The sequence below is a fragment of the Burkholderia sp. GW821-FHT14F03 genome (assembly GCF_058803765.1).
In genome coordinates, this window is sequence record NZ_JBXAPG010000077.1 from 1 (window position 1) to 22,500 (window position 22,500).

The following is a 22,500-nucleotide window of genomic DNA, read 5'->3' on the forward strand; positions in this document are numbered from 1 at the left end:
GGTGGAGCAGTCTGGCAGCTCGTCGGGCTCATAACCCGAAGGTCACAGGTTCAAATCCTGTCCCCGCAACCAAGCTTCGAAGCCCTGATTTCTTCTGGAAATCAGGGCTTTTTGCTTTTCTCGATGTCCGGACCGCTGTCGGCGGAGGCTCGGATCGCCTCAACGGCTGGATCGAATTCCGCATGAAGCGCATCCGGCCGCTCGGGCCGCGTTCTCGCCCTCGGGCCGGCCCAACGTGCGCGGCCCAAGCCGATCGGCGCTCATGAAGCCAACGCTATCGCGCCTCGACGTAATCCAGGGGGAGTGCGGTGGTTTGCTTGATGACCTCCATCGAGAACGCGGAACTCACATCCCTCAGCTCGACGCTCTTGATCATCCGCTTGTAGACACTGTCATACCCGGCGATGTCGGGCACGACGACCTTGAGCAGGTAGTCGATCTCGCCGCTCATCCGATGGATCTCGACGATTTCGGGAATCTCGCGCACCGCCGCGATGAACTGGTTCGTCCAGGCGTCGCCGTGCTGGTTCGAGCGCACGGTGACGAAGGCCGTCAGCCCGAGATTCAGCCTGGTCGGTTCGCACAGCACGACCTGCCGGCAAATGACCCCATCCTCCCGCAATTTCTGCAGCCGACGCCAGCAGGGTGTCGGCGACAGGTTGACGGCTTTCGCCAGATCATTGAGCCCGATCGTCGCGTCGTCCTGAAGCAGCGCGAGCAGTTGAACATCACGTTTGTCCATGACACCCAAAAACTAGAAAATATTTCTAATAATACCTGTCAGGTCGATAATTTTTGGAAACAAATGCTGCGCGCGGAACAGTAACCTTGCAGGCACAGACGATTACTTTGATCGAGTTCATGAGCGCACCCAACACCCTGCATTACTTCGACTACGCCGCCACCACCCCGGCCGATCCTCGGGTCATCGCGGCGATGTTCGAATGTCTCGGCGCCGATGGCGTGTTCGGCAATCCGGCTTCGAGTTCGCATGCCGCAGGCATCGCGGCGCGCGAGAAGGTCGAGCATGCGCGGCAGCAAGTCGCGGATCTGATCGGCGCCGACGCGCGGGAAATCGTCTGGACGTCCGGTGCGACCGAATCGAACAATCTCGCGCTGAAGGGTTACGCCGAGATGGCCACGGCGCGCCGGCATCTGGTCACGAGCCGGATCGAGCACAAGGCGATTCTCGATACGATGGCCAGCCTCGAGAAACGCGGCATGACGGTCACGTATCTGAGCCCGTCGAGCCGCGGCGAACTGACCGTCGACGAGGTCGCCCGGGCGGTCGGTCCTCAAACCGGCCTGGTTTCCCTGATGCTCGTCAACAACGAGATCGGCACGCTGACCGACATCGCCGCGATCGCTGCCGTCGTCCATGCGGCGGGCGCGCTCCTGCACGTCGACGCGGCCCAGGCGCTCGGCAAGACCCCGATCGATGTCAAGGCGCTCGGGATCGATCTCATGTCCCTGTCCGCGCACAAGGTCTACGGACCGAAAGGCATCGGTGCGTTGTACGCCGGCAGCGGGGTCGGCGAGCGCATCGCATCGCAGATGCATGGCGGCGGTCATGAGTTCGGCCTGCGCTCGGGCACGCTTGCCACGCACCAGATCGTCGGGATGGGCGTGGCGTGCGAGCTGGCCGCGGAAAGGATGGCCGGCGACAGCGAACGGATTGCCGGATTGAGCGCGTACCTGCTCGATGCCGTGCTGGCGCTCGGCGACATCACGCAGAATGCACGCGATGCCCGCCGCATCCCCCACACGCTGAGCCTGACCATCGGCCTGCCCGGTTTCCAGGCGGCCATGCTCGGCGAGAACCTGGCCGTGTCGTCGACGTCGGCGTGCAACTCGGCGGCGGGCAAGCCTTCGCATGTGCTGACCGCGATCGGTCTCGATGCGAACGCGGCCGGCCGCACCGTGCGTCTCAGCTTCGGCCGCTATACCTCCTGGGAGGACGTCGACCATGCCATCGCGTGCTTTCAACGCGCGCTGGCCGTCTGCCGCTCGAAGGTCGTGGCAACGCGAATCTCTCCGGAATTCTCGATCTCGCCTCAATTGATGCCCGGCGACCTCGAAGCCGTTCGCAACCAGGGTTTCAAGAGCATCATCTGCAACCGGCCGGACGGCGAGGCGCCGGAGCAGCCGAGCTTTGCCGAGATCGCCGCGACCGCCGGCCGGCTTGGCATCGAGGTGCGCTATCTCCCGGTCGTGGGGGACAAGATCGGCGCAGATGAGCTTGCGTCGTTTGCCGCGTGCATCGAGAGCCTGCCCGCGCCCGTGCTGGCTTATTGCCGCACGGGCAATCGATCCGGCATGCTCTGGAACATGTCGGAGCCGCGTCGGAAATGAGGGCCGAGCGAGCAAATCCCGATCATGGGCGTTCGATGGGCGCTGCGCCGGCCATCCTGGTCGAAGGCTTCTTCGACCCGGCAACCAGCACCGTCAGCTACCTCGTGCTCGATACGTCGACCCGCGATTGTGCGCTGATCGACAGCGTGCTCGACTATGACCCGAAGTCCGGACGGACGCGCACCGAAAGCGCGGACCGACTGATCACGCGCGTGGCCGAACTGGGCGGGACAGTCCGTTGGCTGCTGGAAACGCATGTGCATGCGGATCATCTTTCGGCGGCGCAGTACTTGAAGTCGCGCGTGGGCGGCTCGATTGCGATCGGCGTCCACGTGCAGCGCGTGCAGGATGTGTTCGGCCGCTTGTTCAACACCCGGCACGATCGCTTGGCGGACGGCTGCCCGTTCGACCGGCTGCTCGACGACGGCGATACCCTGCCGCTCGGCACCTTGTCGATTCGCGCCATCCATACGCCGGGCCATACCCCTGCCTGCCTGACTTACTTCTGTGACGCGGGCGGCGAACGCGTGGCGTTTGTCGGCGACACGCTGTTCATGCCCGACTACGGCACGGCGCGCTGTGATTTTCCAGGCGGCAATGCGCGCACGCTGTACAGCTCGATCGAGCGGGTACTGGACCTCCCGCCCGACACGCGCCTCTACACCTGCCACGACTACCAGCCCGGCGGGCGCGCGGTCGCATACATGAGCACGGTCGCGGAGCAGAAGCGTGCGAACGTCCATGTGCGCGACGGCGTGACCGAAGAAGGGTTCATTGCGATGCGCAACGCGCGCGACGCGACCCTCGACATGCCGGTGCTGATGCTGCCGTCGGTGCAGGTCAACATGTACGCGGGACGATTGCCCGACCCCGAAGGCAATGGCGTGCGCTATCTGAAGATTCCGCTCGACGCGATCTGAAACGCCGCGAAACCTGGATAAACGATGTTGATCGCTTTGATACTCGGCGGCGTGGTCGGCGCCGTGCTCGGCTTGACCGGCGCAGGAGGGGGCATTCTCGCCGTTCCGGTCCTCGTGGTCGGCATGGGCCTGCACATGCAGCAAGCGGCGCCGGTGGCGCTCGTCGCGGTGGCGGGCAGCGCGGCGATTGGAGCCCTGGAGGGATTTCGCCGCGGCCTGGTGCGCTATCGGGCGGCGTTCTTGATGACGGCGACCGGCATACCGCTCACGTCGCTTGGCGTCAAGCTGGCGCATAGCCTGCCGCAACGGGTGCTGCTCACGCTGTTCGCGCTGACGATGGGGGTCGTCGCGGTTCGCTTGCTGCGGCAGGCGCTCGGGGAAAGACGCGGCGTGACGCGCGCGTCATCTCTGTGCGTGGGGCGTGTGAATCAGGAGACCGGGCGCTTGATATGGTCCTGGCAGACTGCACTGGCGCTGGCCTCGACGGGGGCGATGACGGGTTTGATGACCGGGCTGCTCGGCGTCGGCGGCGGCTTCGTGATCGTTCCCATGCTTCGCAAATTCACCCATGTGCCGATGCACGGCATCGTCGCGACCTCGCTCACGGTGATCGCGTTCGTGGGCACCGGGGCGATGCTGGTGGCGCTGTTCGCGGGCGTGCGCGCGCCGCTCGAGCTGACCCTGTGGTTCAGCGCGACGACGGCGCTCGGCATGGCGGGCGGACGCTGGGCGTCCCGCTTTCTGTCGGCGCTCCATGTGCAGATCGCATTTGGTTCGGTGCTCGTGTGCGTTGCGCTCGGTTTGCTCGTGAAGGCGGGACTCGGCGTCTGACCGCCGGGAGCCGGTGTGACGCGCATCGCGCGAGACACGGCCGCATCGCGCTCGCGCGATGTTCATGCAGGCGGGAGGACGGCGTCGAGCACCGTGGGTTTCGCCGTACCGGCGCGCGTCCCCGCCACTCAGCCCCGAAGACGTGACCGTCGGCCCGTGGACACGATCCGGTCGGCGTCGGGGCTGAGACCTTTCCTTATGTTGTTTCGCTCCTTTCAATAATCCTGCTTGCCATTCCATTGGAACGTCCCATAGAATTAATGATAATCATTATCATTACGGGGTGGCGCCTGCACGTCGATGCAGCGCCGGGGAGTGCATGGGCGTTATCGAAAGTCATCTGCAGCGGGATGTCCGGCTGCTCTACAGCGATCATCACGGCTGGTTGCGCGGCTGGCTGAGGAAGCGGCTCGGCAATGCGAGCGACGCGGCCGATCTCGCGCACGACACCTATCTGCGCGTGCTGGCGTCCGGCCGCGCGCCGCAGCCCGAGGATTCGCGGCGCTTCCTCACCCAGATCGCCAACGGCCTCGTCGTCGACATGTACCGGCGTCGGCGCATCGAGACGGCCTACCTCGACGCGATCCGCCTGTTGCCTGAACCCGAGGCGCCGTCGCCCGAAACCCGGGCCCTCGTTCTGGAAACCCTGTGCGAGATCGACGCGATGCTCGATCGCCTGTCCGCCAACACGCGCGACGCTTTGCTCATGTGCAAGCTCGAAGGGCTGACCTATGCCGAGATCGCGACCCGGCTGTGCGTCTCGACCTCGTCGGTCGAGAAGTACGTGGCGTGCGCGCTGCGCGCCTGCTATGCCGCGTTGTACGGCGAGGCCGCATGAGCCTGCGCGACGAACCCGCGCAGCCGGGCGCGATCGCGGACGCGATCGTCGAACAGGCCAGCAACTGGCTCGCGCGGCTCTGGTCGGGCGAGGCGAGCGACGACGAACTGGCGCGCTGCGCCGCGTGGCGCGCCGCCCATCCCGATCATGAGCGCGCGTGGCGCCGGCTCGGCGGCATCGAGGCGAAGCTGCTGAGCGTGCCCGCCGTCGCGCGGGCCGCGCTGCAGCCGGGCGGCGAGCGCCGGTCCGCGCCGCGTCGCCGCCGCGTGCTGCGCGCGCTCGGTCTGGCGGTCACCGCCGGCGGCGCGTTCCAGGCGATGCGCGGCACCCGCGCGTGGCAGGTCGCGGCCGCCGACCAGGCGACCGGCGTCGGCGAAATCAAGGCCGTGACGCTCGCGGACGGCACGCGTTTCTGGCTCGACACCGCGAGCGCCGTCGATGTGCGCTTCGACGCGCGCGAACGGCGCGTGGTGCTGCTGCGCGGCGCGGTCTGCATCACGACCGCGCACGACGCGGCGGGACGGCCGTTTCGCATCGAGACCCGGCAGGGCGTGGTGCGTGCGCTCGGCACGCGCTTCGTCGTGTGCGACGACGGCGACGCGGCGCGGGTCGACGTCTTCGAAGGCGCGGTGGAGATCCGGACGGCCGCCGCGCCGATGCGCGCGGTGCGCCTGGCCGCCGGCCAGTCGTCGTCATTCTCGGTCACCGCGGTCGGCGCGCCGCTGCCCGCCGACGAGCAGGCGGCCGCCTGGACCCGACGGCTGTTGATCGCCGAACACATGCCGGTCGACGCCTTCGTCGCGGCGCTCGCCCGCTATCGGCCGGGCATCGTGCGATGCGATCCGGCGCTGGCGGCCGCGCGCGTATCCGGCGTGTTCTCGCTCGTCGATACCGACCGCGCGCTCGCCAGCCTGCAGGCGGCATTGCCGGTCGCGGTCGTCTACCGCACCCGCTACTGGGTCAGCGTCGTGCCGCGCTGAGGCCGTCACGCTCGCGCGCGCAAACAATTTTCGTCATCGATTGAGGGTTTCGTCGGCTCGTTCGGAATACATGACGAACCTCGTCATTCTTCGAACCTGAAAGGACTCGCCATGGCGTTCCGCCGATCCACTTCCCGTTCCGTTCCCACCGCCGCGCGCGCGCTGCGGCCCGCGCTCGTCGCGGCGCTCGCGCTGAGCGCGCCGCTCGGTGCGCAAGCGAGCCCCGACGATCCGCCCGCGCGGGTCGAGACCGACGAGCGCCGCGCGTACGCGCTCGCGGCCGGCCCGCTCGACGTCGTGCTGAACCGCTTCGCCGCGCAGGCCGGCGTCGAGCTGGCGGCCGACGCATCGCTCATGCGCGGGCTGACGAGCAGCGGCCTCAAGGGTCGCGTGAGCGTGACCCAGGGCTTCGCGCAGCTGCTGGCGCCGCACGGCCTCGAAGCCGAGCGCGGCGCGGGCGGCGCGTACGTGGTGAAGCGTCGCGCGCACACGGCGGGCGATGCGGCGGCCGGCACGCTGCCGACCATCGTCGTGAGCGGCCAGGTCGACCACCTGCCGGAGGTCTACGATGGCGGACAGGTCGCGCGCGGCGGCCGGCTCGGGATGCTCGGCAACGCGGACTTCATGGAGACGCCGTTCAGCACCGCGAGCTATACGTCGAAGCTGATCGAGGACCAGCAGGCGGGCACGGTGGCCGCCGTGCTGGAAAACGATCCGTCGGTGCGCTTCACGACCTCGACCGGACATATCTACGAGAACTACAGCATTCGCGGCTTCAACGTGAATTCCGACGATCTCTCGTTCAACGGCATGTTCGGGCTGGCGCCCAACGGCCACGCTCCGACCGAATTCCTCGAGCGCGTCGAGGTGCTGAAGGGGCCGAACGCGTTGCTGAACGGCATGTCGCCGAATGGCAGCGTGGGCGGCGCGATCAACCTCGTGCCGAAGCGGGCGGGCGACAAGCCGCTCGCGCGGCTCACCACCGACTATCAATCCGACAGCCAGTTCGGCGTGCACGCGGATGTCGGCCGGCGTTTCGGCGACCGCAACCAGGTCGGCTTGCGCGTGAACGGCGTGTTCCGCGACGGGCACACCACGATGGACGACCAGAGCAAGAAGCGCGAGCTTGGCTCGCTCGCATTCGACTTCCGCGGCGAACGCTTCCGCTTCTCGCTCGATGCCTATACCGACACCGAGCGATTCGACGGCGGCAGCCCGTGGATGGCGTCGTTTGCGACGCAGGTCGTGTCGCCGCCCGGCGCGGGTGTCAACCTGCTGCGCGGCGCGTGGGGCAAGACGTTCAACCAGGCCGTCGTCGGCCGCGCCGAGGTCGACATCACCGATCGCCTGACCGCGTTCGCGGGCGTGGGCGGGCGGAGCTACAGCTACTCGGGCTTTCTCAACGGGACGCGGGCGGGCGGGGTGAAGCCGGATGGCAGCTATCGCGGCATGACCTACAACCAGAACGGCTACAACGACACGGTATCGGCCGAGGTCGGCGTGCGCGGCCGCTTCCGCACGGGGCCGGTCAAGCACGAGGTGACGGTGAGCGGGTCGTCGCTGCAGATCGACTCGGGCACCGTCAACAAGGCGAGCGCGCCATATGCGTCGAACATCTACGCGCCGGTCGATCCCGTGCTCGCCCCTTCTCCGGGCGACGCGCCGCGCACCGCCGAGACGACGCTGACGGGCGTCGCGCTCGCCGACACGCTGTCGTTCCTCGGCGATCGCGTGCGGCTGACGGCCGGCGTTCGCCACCAGCGCGTGAAGGCGAAGACCTACGACGGCGCGACCGGCAAGCAGACCGCCAACTACAACGAGACCGCGCTGACGCCGGCCTTCGGCCTGCTCGTGAAGCCGTTCGGCCCGGACATCTCGCTGTACGCGAACTACATCGAGGGCCTGTCGCAGGGCGATACGGTCGGCGATCCCGCCGCGAAGAACTTCGGGCAGATGTTCGCGCCGTACAAGAGCCGCCAGGTCGAGGTGGGCGCGAAATGGGACACGGGCGAGTTCGCGAACACGCTGAGCTTTTTCCAGATCACCAAGCCCGGCATGTTGCGCGATGCCGCGACCAACACCTACAACGCGGACGGCGAGCAGCGCAACCGGGGCATCGAGTGGAACGTGTTCGGTCAGATCGTGCCGCGCGTGCGGGTGCTGGGCGGCGTCGCCTACACGCAGGCGATCCTCACGCACACGGCGGGGCGCACGTATGACGGCAACACCGCGTTCGGCGTGCCGAAGTGGACGGCCAATCTCGGCCTCGAATGGGACGCGCCGTGGGTCGCGGGGCTGACCCTGAGCGGCCGGGCGGTCGCGACGAGCGCGCAGTTCGTCAACTCGGCGAACACCCAGCGGATTCCGGGCTGGACCCGCTTCGATCTCGGCGCGCGCTATGCGACGCGCATCGCCGGCAAGGACGTGGTGCTGCGCGGCGGCGTCGAGAACGTCGCGAACCGGGTGTTCTGGGCCGGCTCGTTCAACGACGGCTTCGTCACGCAGAACGCGCCGCGCACCTTCAAGGTGTCGGCGAGCCTCGACTTCTGAGGACGCGGCCGATGAATCAACGCAACCCGATCCGCGCGCGGGCGCTTGCCTGCGCGTGGCTGTGCGGCGCGTGGCTGACGGGGGCGGGGGCGGGGGCGGCCTGCGCCGCGCCCACGTCCGCGCCGGTCGCGGCAACGAACCTCGGTCCGGCCGGCGAGCTGAGCGGCGAGGGGGAGCACGTGCTGCAACTCGACGAAGGCGCCTTCGTCCAGGGCCGCCTCGACGGCGCGATGGCGAACCTAGACCTGCTCGACAGCGAGGGGCGCGCGTTGCGCCGGCTGCTGACCGATGATGCGCAAGGGCGCACCTTCATGTTCGTCGCGCCCGCGACCGGCCGTTACAGGCTGCGCGCGACGCCGGCGGCCGCCGCGTCGGCGTCGGCCGCCGCGCCGCGCTGCCGGATCACGCTCGACGCCGTCGTGCCGCGCGCGCACCAGCGTCGTCCGACGCCGGCGCTCGCGAGCCCGCGGCTCGCGGCGCTCGCGCGCAGCGTGCAGGCGGGCGGCGGCACCGACGCGTTCTGGCGCGAGATGGCCGAGCGCGGCACGCCGCTCGTCGAGGCCGCGCCCGCCGAGCCGACGCGCACCGATGCGAGCCTCGCACGCGGCGCGACGCCGGCGGACGAACCCGTGCGGCTCGTCACGTTCCTGTGGCGCGGCGCGCGCGACAACGTGCGCGTGCTCGGCAGCCCGTCCGGCGAGCACGACGCGCTTGCGCGGCTGGCCGGCAGCGATGTCTGGTACCGCAGCTACGTGGTGCCCGCGAGCACGCGGCTCAGCTATCTGCTCGCGCCCGACGTGCCCGAGCTTGATCAGCCGGAGGGCGAGCGGCGGCGCGCGATTCTCGCGACCGCGCAACGCGACCCGCTGAATCCACGGACCTTCATGCGCACGGGCACCGACCCGTACCAGGGCAAGTCGGTGCTGGAATTGCCCGATGCGCCGCCGCAGCCGTGGCTCGCGCCGCGTCCGGGCGTGCCGGCCGGCACGCTCGTGCGCACGCGTTTCACGAGCTGGGTTCTCGGCAATACGCGCGATGTCTACCTGTACCGGCCCGCCGGCTATCGCGCCGACGATCCGGCGCGCGCGCTCGCGCTGATCTTCGACGCGCACGCCTATGCCGATCCCGACACGGTGCCCATGCCGACGATCCTCGACAACCTGATCGCGGAAGGTCGCCTGCCGCGCACGGCGGCGCTGATCATCGGCAATCCCGACGGCGCGGCGCGCGGTCGCGAGCTGCCGCCGAATCCGGCGTTCGCGCGCTTCCTCGCCGAGGAACTGATGCCGTGGGCGCGCGGGCAGGGCGTGAGCGCCGCGCCCGCGCGCACGGTGGTCGCGGGGTCGAGCTATGGCGGGCTCGCGTCCGCGTACGTGGCGCTGCGTCATCCGGAGTTGTTCGGCAACGTGCTGAGCCAGTCGGGTTCGTTCTGGTGGGCGCCCGCGCAAGGCGACGCGCGCACCCGCGCGGCCGAGTGGCTGACGCGCGAATACGCGGCCGCGGAGCGGCTGCCGGTGCGTTTCTACCTGGAAAGCGGGCGCTTCGAGGACGGCAAGGGGCCGGCGGGCATCGGCGCCACCAGCCGGCATCTGCGCGACGTGCTGGTCGCCAGGGCTTACCCGGTGACCTATGCGGAGACGGCGAGCGGCCACGACTATCTGCACTGGCGCGGCTCGCTCGCGTGCGGGCTGATCGCGCTGCTCGGCGCGCCGGCCGGGCAGGGGCGGCCGCCGCCGGGCGGCGTCGACGCGGCGACCGCGCGGCGCGCCTGTCCGACCCGGTGACGCGCGGGCGCGCCGTTCAGCGCGCGGCGAGTTCGACCGCCGCGCGCGCGTGCAGCGCCGTGGTGTCGAACACCGGCAGCGCGACGTCGTCCGGGCCGATCAGCAAGGTGATCTCGGTGCAGCCGAGGATCACCGCCTGCGCGCCGCGTTGCGCGAGCCGCGCGACGATCGCGGCATAGGCCGCGCGCGATCCGGGCGCGACGACGCCGTGGCACAGCTCGTCGTAGATGATGCGGTGCACGTCGTCGCGGTCGGCCGCATCGGGCGTCAGCACGTCGAGCCCGTGGCGCGTGCGCAGCCGCTCGGCGTAGAACGGCAGCTCCATCGTGTAGCGGGTGCCGAGCAGGCCGACCCGCTCGATGCCGGCGGCCGTCAGCGCCGCGCCGGTCGGGTCGGCGATATGCACGCAGGGCAGCGCGACCGCCTGTTCGAGCGCGTCGAACACCCGGTGCATCGTATTGGTGGTCAACACCACGAAATCCGCGCCGGCGCGTTCGAGCTGGCGTCCGGCCTCGGCCATCCGCGCGCCGAGCGCCTCCCAGTCCTGCGCGCGCTGCAACGCCTCGATCTCGGCGAAGTCGACCGTCACCATCACGCTCTTCGCGTTATGGTGGCCGCCGTGGCGCGCCTTCGAATCCTGGTTGATCATCCGGTAATACTCGGCCGACGATTCCCAGCTCATTCCGCCGATCAATCCGATGGTACGCATCCGTGTTCTCCTGCTCATGCCGTAATCGATCGAGTATAGGGAGCGATCGGGCGCGGCGGCGGTACGGTTGGGCGGGAATCCGGCCGGTACGGCGCCCGGCCGCGCGCCGGGCCGGCGCAGTTGAAACTTGCACTGTGTTTTTGTACAGTGTCGACACCTTGAACACCACCGCCGATTCCCTCCCCGCCACGCCGCCGCCTTCGGGCGACGCGGCGCCGCGCGCGCGCAAGATCATTCACTGCGATTGCGACTGCTTCTACGCGTCGGTGGAGATGCGCGACGACCCGTCGCTGCGCGGCCGGCCGCTCGCGGTCGGCGGGCGGCCCGACCAGCGCGGCGTGATCGCAACCTGCAACTACGAAGCGCGGCGCTTCGGCGTGCATTCGGCGATGTCGTCGGCGCTCGCGATGCGCAAGTGTCCGGACCTGCTGATCCTGCCGAGCGCGATGGACAAGTATCGCGCGGCGTCGCGGCTCATCATGGCGATCTACCGCGACTACACGCCCGACGTCGAGCCGCTGTCGCTCGACGAGGCCTACCTCGACGTGAGCCGCACGGAACGGTGCCAGGGCAGCGCGACGCTGATCGCGCGCGAGATTCGCGCGCGGGTGTTCGAGACGGTCGGCGTGACGGTGTCGGCGGGCGTCGCGCCGAACAAGTTCGTCGCGAAGATCGCCTCCGACTGGAACAAGCCGGACGGGCTGTTCGTCGTGCGGCCGCATGAGGTCGATGCGTTCGTGGCGGCGCTGCCGGTGCGCAAGCTGTTCGGCGTGGGCAAGGTGACCGCCGCGCGGCTCGAGCGGCTCGGCATCCAGACCTGCGCGCAGCTGCGCGCCTGGTCGCTGTTCGACCTGCACCGCGAGTTCGGCGCGTTCGGCCGGCGGCTTCACGACCTCTCGCGCGGGATCGACGAGCGGCCGGTGCGCGCGGACCAGGAGCGCAAGTCGGTCAGCGTCGAGACGACCTACGTGCAGGACCTGACGACGCCCGCGCAATGCGCGGACGAGATCCGCCGGCTGACCGTGCTGCTCGACGCGCGCATCGAACGGGCCGGCGCGGCGCGCGCGATCCGCAAGCTGTACGTGAAGATCCGCTTCGCCGATTTCCAGCGCACGACGGTCGAGTGCGTGGCCGACGCGACCGACGCCGACACGGCCGTCGCGCTGCTCGAACGGGGTCTGGTGCGGCGACGCCAGCCGGTGCGGCTGCTCGGCGTGGGCGTGCGGATCGACGAGGACAGCGCCGAGCGGCACGGCCAGATCGCGCTGTTCGACGATCCGCCTGGCGGCGCGCCATGAAAAAACGGCAGTCCGCGCGTGCGGACTGCCGTTGCGGAACAACGCGGCGGCGCGCCGCTCAGTGCGCGGCGTCCGTCATGCCGTTGTGGCGCAGCAGCGCGTCGATGCTCGGCTCGCGGCCGCGGAACGCCTTGAACGATTCCATCGCCGGGCGGCTGCCGCCGACCTCGAGGATCTCGCGGCGATAGCGCGTGCCGGTCGCGGTGTCGAGCACGCTGCCGCCCGCCGCCTGCGCGGCTTCCTCGAACGCGGCGTACGCGTCCGCCGACAGCACCTCGGCCCACTTGTAGCTGTAGTAGCCGGCCGCGTAGCCGCCCGCGAAGATGTGGCTGAAGGTGTTCGGCCAGCGCGAGAACGGCGCTTGCGGGATCACGTGGTAGCGCTCGTTGATGTCGCGCGCGAACGCGTTCACGCCGGTCGCGCCGGCCGGGTCGAAGTCGACGTGCAGCAGGATGTCGAACATCGAGAACACGATCTGGCGCAGCATGCCGAGGCCGCTCTGGAAATTCTTCGCGGCGAGCATCTTGTCGAACAGCGCGCGCGGCAGCGATGCGCCGGTCTCGACGTGCGACGACATCGACGCGAGCACATCCCATTCCCAGCAGAAGTTCTCCATGAACTGCGAGGGCAGCTCGACCGCGTCCCATTCGACGCCGTTGATGCCCGACACACCGATCTCGTCGACCCGCGTCAGCATGTGATGCAGCCCGTGGCCGAACTCGTGGAACAGCGTGATCACTTCGTCGTGCGTGAAGCAGGCGGGCTTGCCGCCGATCGGCGCGGAGAAGTTGCAGGTCAGGTAGGCGACCGGCGTCTGCACGCCGCTCGCGCGCTTCGCGCGGGCGCGCGCGTCGTCCATCCAGGCGCCGCCGCGCTTGCCTTCGCGCGCGTACAGGTCGAGGTAGAACTGCGCGACGAGCGAGCCGTCGCGGTTCTCGACGCGGAAGAAGCGCACGTCGTCGTGCCAGACGGGCGTGCTGTCGGGCCGGATGCGCACCCCGAACAGCGTTTCGGCGACGGTGAACAGCCCCTTGAGCACGGCGGGTTCCGGGAAGTACTGCTTCACCTCGTTCTCGGAGAACGCGTAGCGCTGCTGGCGCAGCTTCTCGGCCGCGTAGGCGACGTCCCACGGCGCAAGCTCCGTCGTGTCGAGCGTCTGCGCGGCGAAACTGCGCAGTTCGTCCCAGTCTTGTTCGGCGTGCGGCCGCGCGCGCGTGGCGAGATCCTCGAGGAACGCGGTGACCTGCTGCGGCGACTCGGCCATCTTCGGCGCGAGCGACACTTCCGCGAAGTCGTGGTAGCCGAGCATGCGGGCTTCCTCGCGGCGCAGCCCGAGCTGTTCGGAGACGATCGCCGTGTTGTCCCAGTCCGCCTGGCCGCCGCCGTACTGCGGGCCCAGCTCGGACGCGCGCGTCACGTAGGCGCGGTACAGCGCCTCGCGCATCGCGCGGTTGTCCGCGTACTGCAGGACCGGGAAGTAGGACGGGAAGTGCAGCGTGAATTTCCAGCCGGCCTTGTCCTCCTTCTGCGCGGCCTCGCGCGCGGCGGCGATCGCGTCGTCGGGCAGGCCGGCCAATTCCGCTTCGGTCTGCGCGTAGAACGCGTAGCCGTTGGTGGCGTCGAGCACGTGGTCGGAGAAGGTCTTCGAGAGCGCCGCCTGCCGCTCCTGCAGTTCCGCGAAGCGCGGCTTCTGGTCCTCGGGCAGTTCCGCGCCGGACAGGCGGAAGTCGCGCAGCGCGTTGTCGAGGATCTTCTTGCGCTCGACGGACAGCGCCGGGTACGCCGCGCTCGCGGCGATCACCTTGTACTTCTCGTAGAGCGCGAGGTTCTGGCCGACGCTCGACCAGAATTCGGTCACGCGCGGCAGGTTCTCGCCGTAGGCGGCGCGCAGCGCCGGCGTGTCGGCGACGGCATTCAGGTGACCGATCACGCCCCAGGCGCGGCCGAGCGGCTCGGTCGCGCGTTCGACGGCTTCGACGATCTCTTCCCAGGTCGCGGGCGTGGCCGGGTCGGCCGCGCGTTCGACGGCGGCGTCGGCGGTCTCGAGCAGCGCGTCGAGCGCCGGCGTGACGTGTTCAGGGAGGATTTCGCCGAAACGGGGCAGGCCGGTGAAATCGAGAAGGGGATTGGCGGTTGCGCTGGCGGACATGGTGCTCCCGGGTGATTTCGGATGGAAACGGAGAGTGGCGCGCGGCGTGCGCGCGGCATCTCTTTATTATTGGGGCGTGGTGCGCGCTTTCCAATCGAAAGTTTCTACCGGCTCGATTGGGGCGGTAACGGCGGCGGCGGGGTGCGCCGCCGCTCGCGTCAGGCCGCGTTCGCCGCGCGTTCGGCCGCCTCGACGGTGTTGATCAGCAGCATCGTGATGGTCATCGGGCCGACGCCGCCCGGCACCGGCGTCAGGTGGCCGGCCACCTGGCTCACGCCGGCGAATTCGACGTCGCCGCACAGCTTGCCTTCGTCGTTGCGGTTCATGCCGACGTCGATCACGGTCGCGCCCGGCTTCACCATGTCGGCCGTCAGCACGTCGCGCTTGCCGACCGCCGCGACGACCACGTCGGCCGCGCGGGTGTGCGCGGCGAGGTCGCGGGTCTTGCTGTGGCAGATCGTGACGGTCGCGCCCGCTTCGAGCAGCATCAGCGCCATCGGCTTGCCGACGATGTTCGAGCGGCCGATCACGACCGCGTTCGCGCCCTGCAGCGGGATCCGGTAGGCCTCGAACATCTTCATCACGCCGTACGGCGTGCACGGGCGGAACAGCGGCTTGCCCGTCATCAACGCGCCGGCGTTCGCGACGTGGAAGCCGTCGACGTCCTTCTCCGGGGCGATCGCCTCGATCACCTTGTGGCTGTCGATATGCGCGGGCAGGGGCAGCTGCACCAGGATGCCGTGGATCTTCGGGTCGCGATTCAGCTCGTCGATGCGCTTGAGCAGGTCGGCCTCGGACAGCGTGGCCGGGTAGTTGTCCTTCAGCGAGTGGAAGCCGTGGTCCTGGCAGGCCTTGATCTTGTTGCGCACATACACTTCGCTGGCGGGATTGTTGCCGACGAGGATCACGGCGAGTCCGGGCTGGTGGCCGCGCGCGGTCAGCGCCGCGGCGCGCTGCGCGGCTTCGCCGCGCAAGGTCTTCGAGAGGGCGTTGCCGTCGATGAGAGTGGCTGTCATGGTGATTCGCGTGCGAGTTGGAAAGCGGGGGCGCGCGACGCGGGGAGTGCGTCGCGGCGAAGGAGGGAATTATACCGGTCGGCCGGCGCCGCGGTCGGCCGGTGCCGCGTTCAGCCGTCGCCGCGCCCGCCCGCCGTCGCGCGGCTTCGCCGGCGAGCCGGCATGAGACGAGACGAACGAGAGGGGCGCGACAGACGGGGACGCGCGACGGGAGCGGTCGCGCGCGCGGCGCGTCCGGCGGGCGGGCCCGGACGCGCGCGGGTGAGACGGGTCAGGCCTGCTTCTTCGACAGCGCGAGGCGCAGCAGGTCGGCCACCGTGTTGACGTTGAGCTTTTCCATGATGTTCGCGCGGTGCGCCTCGACCGTCTTGATGCTGATGCCGAGATCGTCGGCGATCTGCTTGTTGAGGCGGCCCGCGATGATCCGCTCGAGCACCTGCTGCTCGCGCGCGGTCAGCTTCGACAGGCGCTCGCTCGCGGCGCGCTGCTCCTGGACGCTCTTGCTCTCGCTGCGCGCCTTGTCGAGCATGCGCTCGACGAGCTTGCGCAGCTCGGCTTCGTCGAACGGCTTCTCGATGAAGTCCATCGCGCCTTTCTTCATGGTCGAGACGGCCATCGGCACATCGCCGTGGCCCGTCACGAAGATGATCGGCAGCGCGGCATTGTCGGCGATCAGGCGTTCCTGCAGTTCGAGGCCGCTCATCCCGGACATCCGCACGTCGAGGATCAGGCAGGCGATCTGGCCCGCCTGCTGCGCGGGCTGGTACGCATCGAGAAACTGCTCGGCGCTCGAGAAGCATTGCACGCGATAGCCGTTCGCCTCCAGCAGCCAGCGCAGCGAGTCGCGCACGGCCTCGTCATCGTCGACGACAAAGACGGATTCCTGAGTGGTGGTGACAGGGCTATTCATATATCTCCCGTTACGGTTTGTGATGTCGATGCCTCGGACCCGCCGCGCCCGAGATCTTCGGGTTCCCCCACGGGCAGGCTGCAGTGGAACGTCGCGCCGGCAATGCGGCCATCCGCCTCGACGTTGTTGACCACCCACAGACGCCCGCGATGCGATTCAATGATCGAACGACAGATGTTGAGCCCCATGCCCATGCCGTCGGACTTGGTGCTGTAAAACGGTTCGAACAGCCGTTCGGCCGTCGCCTCGTCGACGCCGGGGCCCTGGTCGATCACGCGGATGTCGACGAAGCCCGCCTCCAGGTCGGCGACCACGCGGATCGCGCCGTCGACCGCCTGCGGGTGCGCATCGTGCATCGCTTCGGCCGCGTTCTTCATCAGGTTCACGAGCACCTGCTCGATCAGCACCGGGTCGACATAAATAATAGGCATTCTTGCGCGGATTTCGGTGACGATCCGGATCCGGCGCTTTCTCGCCTCGATCTCGGCGAGGCCGACCGCGTCCGCGACGATGTCCGCGACCCGCGCGGGCTCGCGCTTCGGCTCGCTGCGCTTCACGAACTCGCGGATCCGCTTGACGATCATTCCGGCGCGCAGCGCCTGCTGCGCGGTCTTTTCGAGCGCCGGCAGCAGCGTCTCGGGGGTCGCGCGGCCGCCCTTGACGAGCGCCACGGTGCCGGAACAGTAATTGTTGATCGCCGCGAGCGGTTGGTTCAGCTCATGCGCAATCGACGACGCCATTTCGCCCATCGTCATCAATCGGCTCGTGAACTGGAGCTTCTCTTCCTGCTGGTGCGCCAGCTCCTGCGCCTTCTTGCGGGTCGTGATGTCGGTGGCGATCTGCATCTGGGCGAGGTGGCCGTCGACCCACTGGATGTACTGGCGACGCACCTCGAACCATTTCTGGATGCTTTCGACGTACACCTCCTGCGCGTCGGCCGTGCTCTCGGTGAGCGCGGCGGCGGGCAGGCCGGCGTAGGCGTCGACGAGGTCGATCGAGTCCGACGACGCCTGCGCGCTGTCGAAGCCGCCGCCCGACAGTTCCAGGTGGCCGTCCGGCCGGATCCCGAACAGGTGGCGGTAGTAGCGGTTCGCGAACAGCAGCTCGGCCTCGTCGGCGGCGAGCACCGAGACCGCCGCGTCGAGGCTTTCGAGCACGGTCGTGAAGCGTTCGTGCGCGGCGGCCAGCTCCTCGCGCGCGCGCTTCGGCTCGGTGATGTCGGTCATCGACGACATCCAGCCGGTCTGGCGTCCGGCGCTGTCGATCAGCGGCGAGACGTAGAGGCGCGCATGGAACATCGAGCCGTCCTTGCGCCGCACCCGCAGCTCGAAGCCCGAAGACGGCGCCTTGCCGCGCAGCGTCATGTCGAGCTGGCGCTGCATTTCCGGGTAGGTGTCGCGCGGCCAGTATGGGAACGGCGCGACCTTGCCGACGAGGTCGCCTTCGTCCCAGCCGGTCATCCGGCAGAACGCGGGATTCACGTGCGTGATGCGGCCGTGCATGTCGAGCACGCGCATCCCGATCAGCACCGAGTTCTCCATCGCGCGGCGGAAGAACGCCTCCGCATAGAGCGCCTGCTGCGCCTCGAAGCGCTGGCGGGTGTGCTTCCACAGGCTCCAGAGACTCCACAGCACGAAGCACGACAGCCCGGCGACGAGCCAGACGAGCGTGTTGTTGGTCAGGTTGGTCATCTGCGGGTACGCGTACACGCGCACCGTCAGCCCCTGGCCGGGCGGGTCGAGCGGCAGATCGTAGTGGGCGTCGCGCGGCAGGCGCGGGCGCGAGGAGGTCGACGCGAGTTCGCGGTTGTTCGCGTCGGTGATCGAGATCTTGTACTTGGCCGACAGCTCCTGCGGGATGTCGTGCTTCAGCATGCCCTCGACCGAGAACACCGCGGCGATCGAGCCGAGATACTCGCGGTCGCGCATCACGGGCGTCTGCAGCGCGAGGTAGCCGTTGCCGAAGTCGTCGTAGACGAGCGGCGAGTACACCTGGCGGCGCGTGCCGCGCGCCTCGGCGAAGGCGCCGCGCGCGGCGTCCTCCATCTGGGTGTCGTTCGGCTTCGCGAAGCGCTGGCCGACGAGCGGCAGCAGCATCGCGGGCCAGCGGCGCTGGCCGGGCGACGTATACCAGTTCAGGTAGAGGATCTCGGGGTGCGCCTGCATGATGTCGCCGACCGCCATCTGGAACGCGTGCTCGTCGATGCGGCCCGCCGCGAGATCGCGCGCGAACGCCTGCAATTGCTCCTGCGCGCCCGTCATCGACAGGCGGATCTGCTGCTGCGCCCAGGCGACGTTGCGATACAGCGTGTCTTCCTGCTGCTGCTGCTCGCGGCGGTTGAGGCTCCACAGAATGAGGCTCATCACCACCAGGAACACCAGGATCGACAACAGGGGGGTCAGTAGATAGGAATTGGACCACCACGGTCCGTGGTGCCAGCGGGACGGCTGCGAATCCGCCGGCGAACCCGACGGCCGCGCCGAACGTGCGAAAAGCCGATCGGTCAACATGGCTGGATTGTAGCGCAGCGCACCGCGCGCAAAAGGCGTACAAGAATTATTGAACCAAAAGCGAAATTATCGCCGGGCCGGCCCTCGGCGAGCCTTGTCGGATGGGTGCGGCGCAGCAATATTTCATATTACGATAAAAGATCTCACTATTCGAAAATTTTGTTGCACGTGGCCCGCGACGCTCTTTACAATCCGCGGGAGCTTGCCGCAGGCGGCCGGAATTCCGTCGTCTGCAACCAGAGCGATCCTCACATTCAAGGCCCCAGGAGACGAGTATGTCCGCCGTACCCAACGAAGTGATGAAGTATGTCGTCGCCGATCGTGACGACGATCCCCAGGAAACCGTCGAATGGCTCGAGGCGCTTGATGGCGTGATCTCCTCCGTCGGCCCGGGCCGCGCGCACTACCTGATCGAGAAGCAGATCGAATTCGCGCGCATGCACGGCGAGCATCTGCCGTTCTCCGCGAACACCCCGTACATCAACACGATTCCGGTCGAAGGCCAGGCGAAGATCCCGGGCGACCAGGACATCGAGCACCGCATCCGCTCGTACACGCGCTGGAACGCGATCGCGATGGTGCTGCGCGCCGGCAAGGACACCAACGTCGGCGGCCACATCGCGTCGTTCGCGTCGGCCGCGACGCTCTACGATGTCGGCTACAACCATTTCTGGCATGCGCCGTCCGCCCAGCACGGCGGCGACCTCGTGTTCGTGCAGGGCCACTCGTCGCCGGGCGTGTATTCCCGCGCGTTCCTGCTCGGCCGCCTGTCCGAGGACCAGCTCGACAACTTCCGCCAGGAAGTCGGCGGCAACGGCATCTCGTCGTATCCGCACCCGTGGCTGATGCCCGACTTCTGGCAGTTCCCGACCGTTTCCATGGGTCTCGGCCCGATCATGGCGATCTACCAGGCGCGCTTCATGAAGTACCTGCAGGCGCGCGGCATCGTGACGACCGAAGGCCGCAAGGTGTGGGCGTTCCTCGGCGACGGCGAGACCGACGAGCCGGAATCGCTGGGCGCGATCGGCATGGCGAGCCGCGAGAAGCTCGACAACCTGGTGTTCGTGATCAACTGCAACCTGCAGCGTCTCGACGGCCCGGTGCGCGGCAACGGCAAGATCATCCAGGAACTGGAATCGGAATTCCGCGGCGCCGGCTGGAACGTGATCAAGGTGATCTGGGGCAGCCGCTGGGATGCGCTGTTCGCGCGCGACAAGTCGGGCGCGCTGATGCGCCGGATGATGGACGTCGTCGACGGCGAGTACCAGACCTACAAGTCGGAGTCGGGCGCCTTCGTGCGCGAGCACTTCTTCAATTCGCCCGAGCTGAAGGCGCTGGTCGCCGACTGGTCGGACGACGACATCTGGAACCTGAACCGCGGCGGCCATGATCCGCACAAGATCTACGCGGCGTTCCACGAGGCGAGCCACTCGAAGGGCGCGCCGACCGTGATTCTCGCGAAGACCATCAAGGGTTACGGGATGGGCGAGTCGGGTCAGGCGATGAACATCACCCACCAGCAGAAGAAGCTGCCGGTGGAGCAGCTGAAGAAGTTCCGCGACCAGTTCCGCCTGCCGATCCCGGACGACGTGATCGCCGACGTGCCGTACGTGAAGTTCGAGGAAGGCTCGAAGGAACTCGAGTACATGCGCGCACGCCGCATGGACCTCGGCGGCTACCTGCCGCAGCGCCGCCAGAAGGCGGAATCGCTGCCGGTGCCGGCGCTCGGCATGTTCGAGCCGCTGCTGAAGGGCACGGGCGAAGGCCGCGAGATCTCGACGACGATGGCGTTCGTGCGGATCCTCAACATCCTGCTCAAGGACAAGGCGCTCGGCAAGCGCATCGTGCCGATCGTGCCCGACGAGTCGCGCACCTTCGGCATGGAAGGCCTGTTCCGCCAGATCGGCATCTGGAACCAGCAGGGCCAGAAGTACGTGCCCGAGGATTCCGACCAGCTGATGTTCTACAAGGAATCGGAAAGCGGCCAGATCCTGCAGGAAGGCATCAACGAAGCGGGCGGCATGTGCGACTGGATCGCGGCGGCGACGTCGTATTCGACGCACGGCGAGATCATGGTGCCGTTCTACATCTTCTATTCGATGTTCGGCTTCCAGCGGATCGGCGATCTGGCCTGGGCCGCGGGCGACATGCGGTCGCGCGGCTTCCTGCTCGGCGGCACCGCGGGCCGCACCACGCTCAACGGCGAGGGCCTGCAGCACGAGGACGGCCATTCGCTGCTGTGGGCGGCGTCGGTGCCGAACTGCGTGAGCTACGACCCGACCTTCGGCTACGAGCTGGCGGTGATCGTGCAGGACGGCCTGCGCCGCATGGTGTGGGAGCAGGAGGATGTGTACTACTACATCACGGTGATGAACGAGAACTACGAGCACCCCGCGATCCCGCAGGGCGAGCACGTGGCGGCCGACATCATCAAGGGCATGTACGCGTTCCGCAAGGCCGACGCCGACAAGAAGGCGCCGCGCGTGCAACTGCTCGGCGCGGGCACGATCTTCAACGAAGTGATCGCCGCCGCCGACCTGCTCAAGAACGACTGGGGCGTCGCGGCCGACCTGTGGAGCGTGCCGAGCTTCACCGAGCTGGCCCGCGAAGGTCATGAGGTCGAGCGCTGGAACCTGCTGAACCCGACCGCGGAGCGCAAGCTGTCGCACGTGCAGCAATGCCTGAAGGACACGCAAGGTCCGGTGATCGCGTCGACCGACTACGTGCGCGCGCTGGTCGACCAGATCCGCGGCCAGGTGGACCGCAAGTTCGTGGTGCTCGGCACCGACGGCTATGGCCGTTCGGATACGCGCGAGGCGCTGCGCCATTTCTTCGAGGTCGACCGCTTCTGGGTGACCGTGGCCGCGCTCAATGCGCTCGCCGACGAGGGTACGATCGAGCGCAAGGTGGTGGCGGACGCGCTCGCGAAGTACAACCTCGACCCGGCCAAACCCAACCCGATGACGGTTTAACGCACGCGCACCGTATGACGCCGCGACGCGGCCCCGTGCGGGGCGGCGGCGCGGCTCAGGAGACACAAACAGATGAGTCAAGCGATCGAAGTGAAGGTGCCGGATATCGGCGATTACAAGGACATCCCGGTCATCGAGGTGCTCGTGAAGGCGGGCGACACGGTCGAGGCGGAGCAATCGCTCGTCACGCTCGAGTCGGACAAGGCGACGATGGACGTGCCGAGCCCCACGGCCGGCACGGTCAGGGAAGTGAAGGTGAAGGTGGGCGATTCGGTGTCGGAAGGCTCGCTGATCATCCTGCTGGAAGGCGGCGCCGCGAAGGCGAACGGCGCGGCTGCGCCGGCGCCCGCGCCCGCAGCGGCGCCCGCGCCCGCGCCTGCCGCGAGCGGCGGCACGGTCGACGTGAAGGTGCCGGACATCGGCGACTACAAGGACATCCCGGTCATCGAGATCGGCGTGAAGGTCGGCGACACGGTCGAGAAGGAGCAGTCGCTCGTCACGCTCGAATCGGACAAGGCGACGATGGACGTGCCGAGCCCGGCCGCCGGCACGGTCAAGGAACTGAAGGTGAAGCTCGGCGACACGGTGTCGGAAGGCACGCTGATCGTGGTGCTGGAAGCCGCGGGCGGCGCCGCCGCGCCGGCCCCCGCGCCGCAGCCGGCCGCCGCGCCTGCTCCGGCG

At 68.4% G+C, this 22,500-nt stretch carries 17 protein-coding genes and 1 pseudogene; 12 read left to right on the forward strand and 6 right to left on the reverse strand.

Annotated elements, in window-relative coordinates:
- On the forward strand, positions 1 to 186 hold a 186-nt coding region (locus AC1RQF_RS31590), incomplete at its 5' end, for a hypothetical protein (protein ID WP_492874006.1).
- An 88-nt stretch (positions 187 to 274) separates the two neighbouring features.
- Here AC1RQF_RS31590 and AC1RQF_RS31595 read toward each other — a convergent pair.
- The gene (locus AC1RQF_RS31595; RefSeq protein ID WP_274003911.1) at positions 275 to 742 is read right to left on the reverse strand and encodes an Lrp/AsnC family transcriptional regulator; all 468 of its coding nucleotides are present in this window, start codon (positions 740 to 742) and stop codon (positions 275 to 277) included.
- Positions 743 to 861: 119 nt separating this feature from the next.
- Between AC1RQF_RS31595 and AC1RQF_RS31600 the strand changes: the two genes are divergently transcribed.
- The 7 genes from AC1RQF_RS31600 (at position 862) to AC1RQF_RS31630 (ending at position 10,255) form a co-directional block, all read left to right on the forward strand.
- Positions 862 to 2,352 (forward strand): aminotransferase class V-fold PLP-dependent enzyme, encoded by a 1,491-nt coding sequence (locus AC1RQF_RS31600; protein WP_492874009.1) that lies wholly within the window; start codon positions 862 to 864, stop codon positions 2,350 to 2,352.
- Between the two features lie 35 nt (positions 2,353 to 2,387).
- Entirely contained in the window at positions 2,388 to 3,272 is an 885-nt protein-coding gene (locus AC1RQF_RS31605) for an MBL fold metallo-hydrolase (protein ID WP_492874010.1), read from the forward strand.
- Between the two features lie 24 nt (positions 3,273 to 3,296).
- On the forward strand, positions 3,297 to 4,103 hold the full coding sequence (locus AC1RQF_RS31610) for a sulfite exporter TauE/SafE family protein (RefSeq protein WP_274003906.1): 807 nt from the start codon (positions 3,297 to 3,299) through the stop codon (positions 4,101 to 4,103).
- A gap of 319 nt (positions 4,104 to 4,422) precedes the next feature.
- Positions 4,423 to 4,941, forward strand: coding sequence for a sigma-70 family RNA polymerase sigma factor (locus tag AC1RQF_RS31615; protein WP_274003904.1), 519 nt, complete (start codon positions 4,423 to 4,425; stop codon positions 4,939 to 4,941).
- A complete protein-coding gene (locus AC1RQF_RS31620; RefSeq protein ID WP_492874013.1) occupies positions 4,938 to 5,921 on the forward strand; it encodes a FecR domain-containing protein in 984 nt (327 codons plus the stop codon). Before AC1RQF_RS31615 ends, AC1RQF_RS31620 begins: the two co-directional genes overlap by 4 nt.
- Positions 5,922 to 6,032: 111 nt before the next feature.
- A complete protein-coding gene (locus AC1RQF_RS31625) occupies positions 6,033 to 8,471 on the forward strand; it encodes a TonB-dependent siderophore receptor (protein ID WP_492874015.1) in 2,439 nt (812 codons plus the stop codon).
- Positions 8,472 to 8,482: 11 nt separating this feature from the next.
- Entirely contained in the window at positions 8,483 to 10,255 is a 1,773-nt protein-coding gene (locus tag AC1RQF_RS31630; protein ID WP_492874016.1) for an enterochelin esterase domain-containing protein, read from the forward strand.
- 16 nt (positions 10,256 to 10,271) lie between these two features.
- On the opposite strand, the gene AC1RQF_RS31635 is transcribed toward AC1RQF_RS31630, so the two are convergent.
- On the reverse strand, positions 10,272 to 10,964 hold the full coding sequence (locus AC1RQF_RS31635; protein WP_274003895.1) for an aspartate/glutamate racemase family protein: 693 nt from the start codon (positions 10,962 to 10,964) through the stop codon (positions 10,272 to 10,274).
- A gap of 134 nt (positions 10,965 to 11,098) precedes the next feature.
- On the opposite strand from AC1RQF_RS31635, the gene dinB reads away from it, so the two are divergent.
- On the forward strand, positions 11,099 to 12,262 hold the full coding sequence (dinB, locus tag AC1RQF_RS31640; protein WP_492874018.1) for a DNA polymerase IV: 1,164 nt from the start codon (positions 11,099 to 11,101) through the stop codon (positions 12,260 to 12,262).
- Between the two features lie 58 nt (positions 12,263 to 12,320).
- Here dinB and AC1RQF_RS31645 read toward each other — a convergent pair whose 3' ends face one another.
- The 4 genes from AC1RQF_RS31645 to fixL form a co-directional block, all read right to left on the reverse strand.
- Complete coding sequence (locus AC1RQF_RS31645) at positions 12,321 to 14,411, reverse strand: M3 family metallopeptidase (RefSeq protein WP_492874020.1); 2,091 nt, start codon at positions 14,409 to 14,411, stop codon at positions 12,321 to 12,323.
- 158 nt (positions 14,412 to 14,569) lie between these two features.
- Positions 14,570 to 15,427, reverse strand: a complete 858-nt coding sequence (folD, locus tag AC1RQF_RS31650) for a bifunctional methylenetetrahydrofolate dehydrogenase/methenyltetrahydrofolate cyclohydrolase FolD (protein ID WP_274003891.1) — start codon at positions 15,425 to 15,427, stop codon at positions 14,570 to 14,572.
- Positions 15,428 to 15,698: 271 nt separating this feature from the next.
- Complete coding sequence (gene fixJ / locus AC1RQF_RS31655; protein ID WP_274003890.1) at positions 15,699 to 16,337, reverse strand: oxygen response regulator transcription factor FixJ; 639 nt, start codon at positions 16,335 to 16,337, stop codon at positions 15,699 to 15,701.
- Positions 16,334 to 18,847 (reverse strand): oxygen sensor histidine kinase FixL, encoded by a 2,514-nt coding sequence (gene fixL / locus AC1RQF_RS31660; protein WP_274003887.1) that lies wholly within the window; start codon positions 18,845 to 18,847, stop codon positions 16,334 to 16,336. The genes fixJ and fixL overlap by 4 nt, the downstream gene beginning before the upstream one ends.
- On the opposite strand from fixL, the pseudogene AC1RQF_RS31665 reads away from it, so the two are divergent.
- From AC1RQF_RS31665 to AC1RQF_RS31675, 3 genes and pseudogenes are all read left to right on the forward strand, one after another.
- Positions 18,767 to 18,985 (forward strand): annotated as a pseudogene (locus AC1RQF_RS31665) (hypothetical protein); the annotation flags it as partial. The gene fixL and the pseudogene AC1RQF_RS31665 sit on opposite strands and share 81 nt — an antisense overlap.
- A 137-nt stretch (positions 18,986 to 19,122) precedes the next feature.
- Positions 19,123 to 21,819, forward strand: a complete 2,697-nt coding sequence (aceE, locus tag AC1RQF_RS31670) for a pyruvate dehydrogenase (acetyl-transferring), homodimeric type (RefSeq protein WP_274003885.1) — start codon at positions 19,123 to 19,125, stop codon at positions 21,817 to 21,819.
- Positions 21,820 to 21,891: 72 nt separating this feature from the next.
- On the forward strand, positions 21,892 to 22,500 hold a 609-nt coding region (locus AC1RQF_RS31675), incomplete at its 3' end, for a biotin/lipoyl-containing protein (RefSeq protein WP_492874023.1).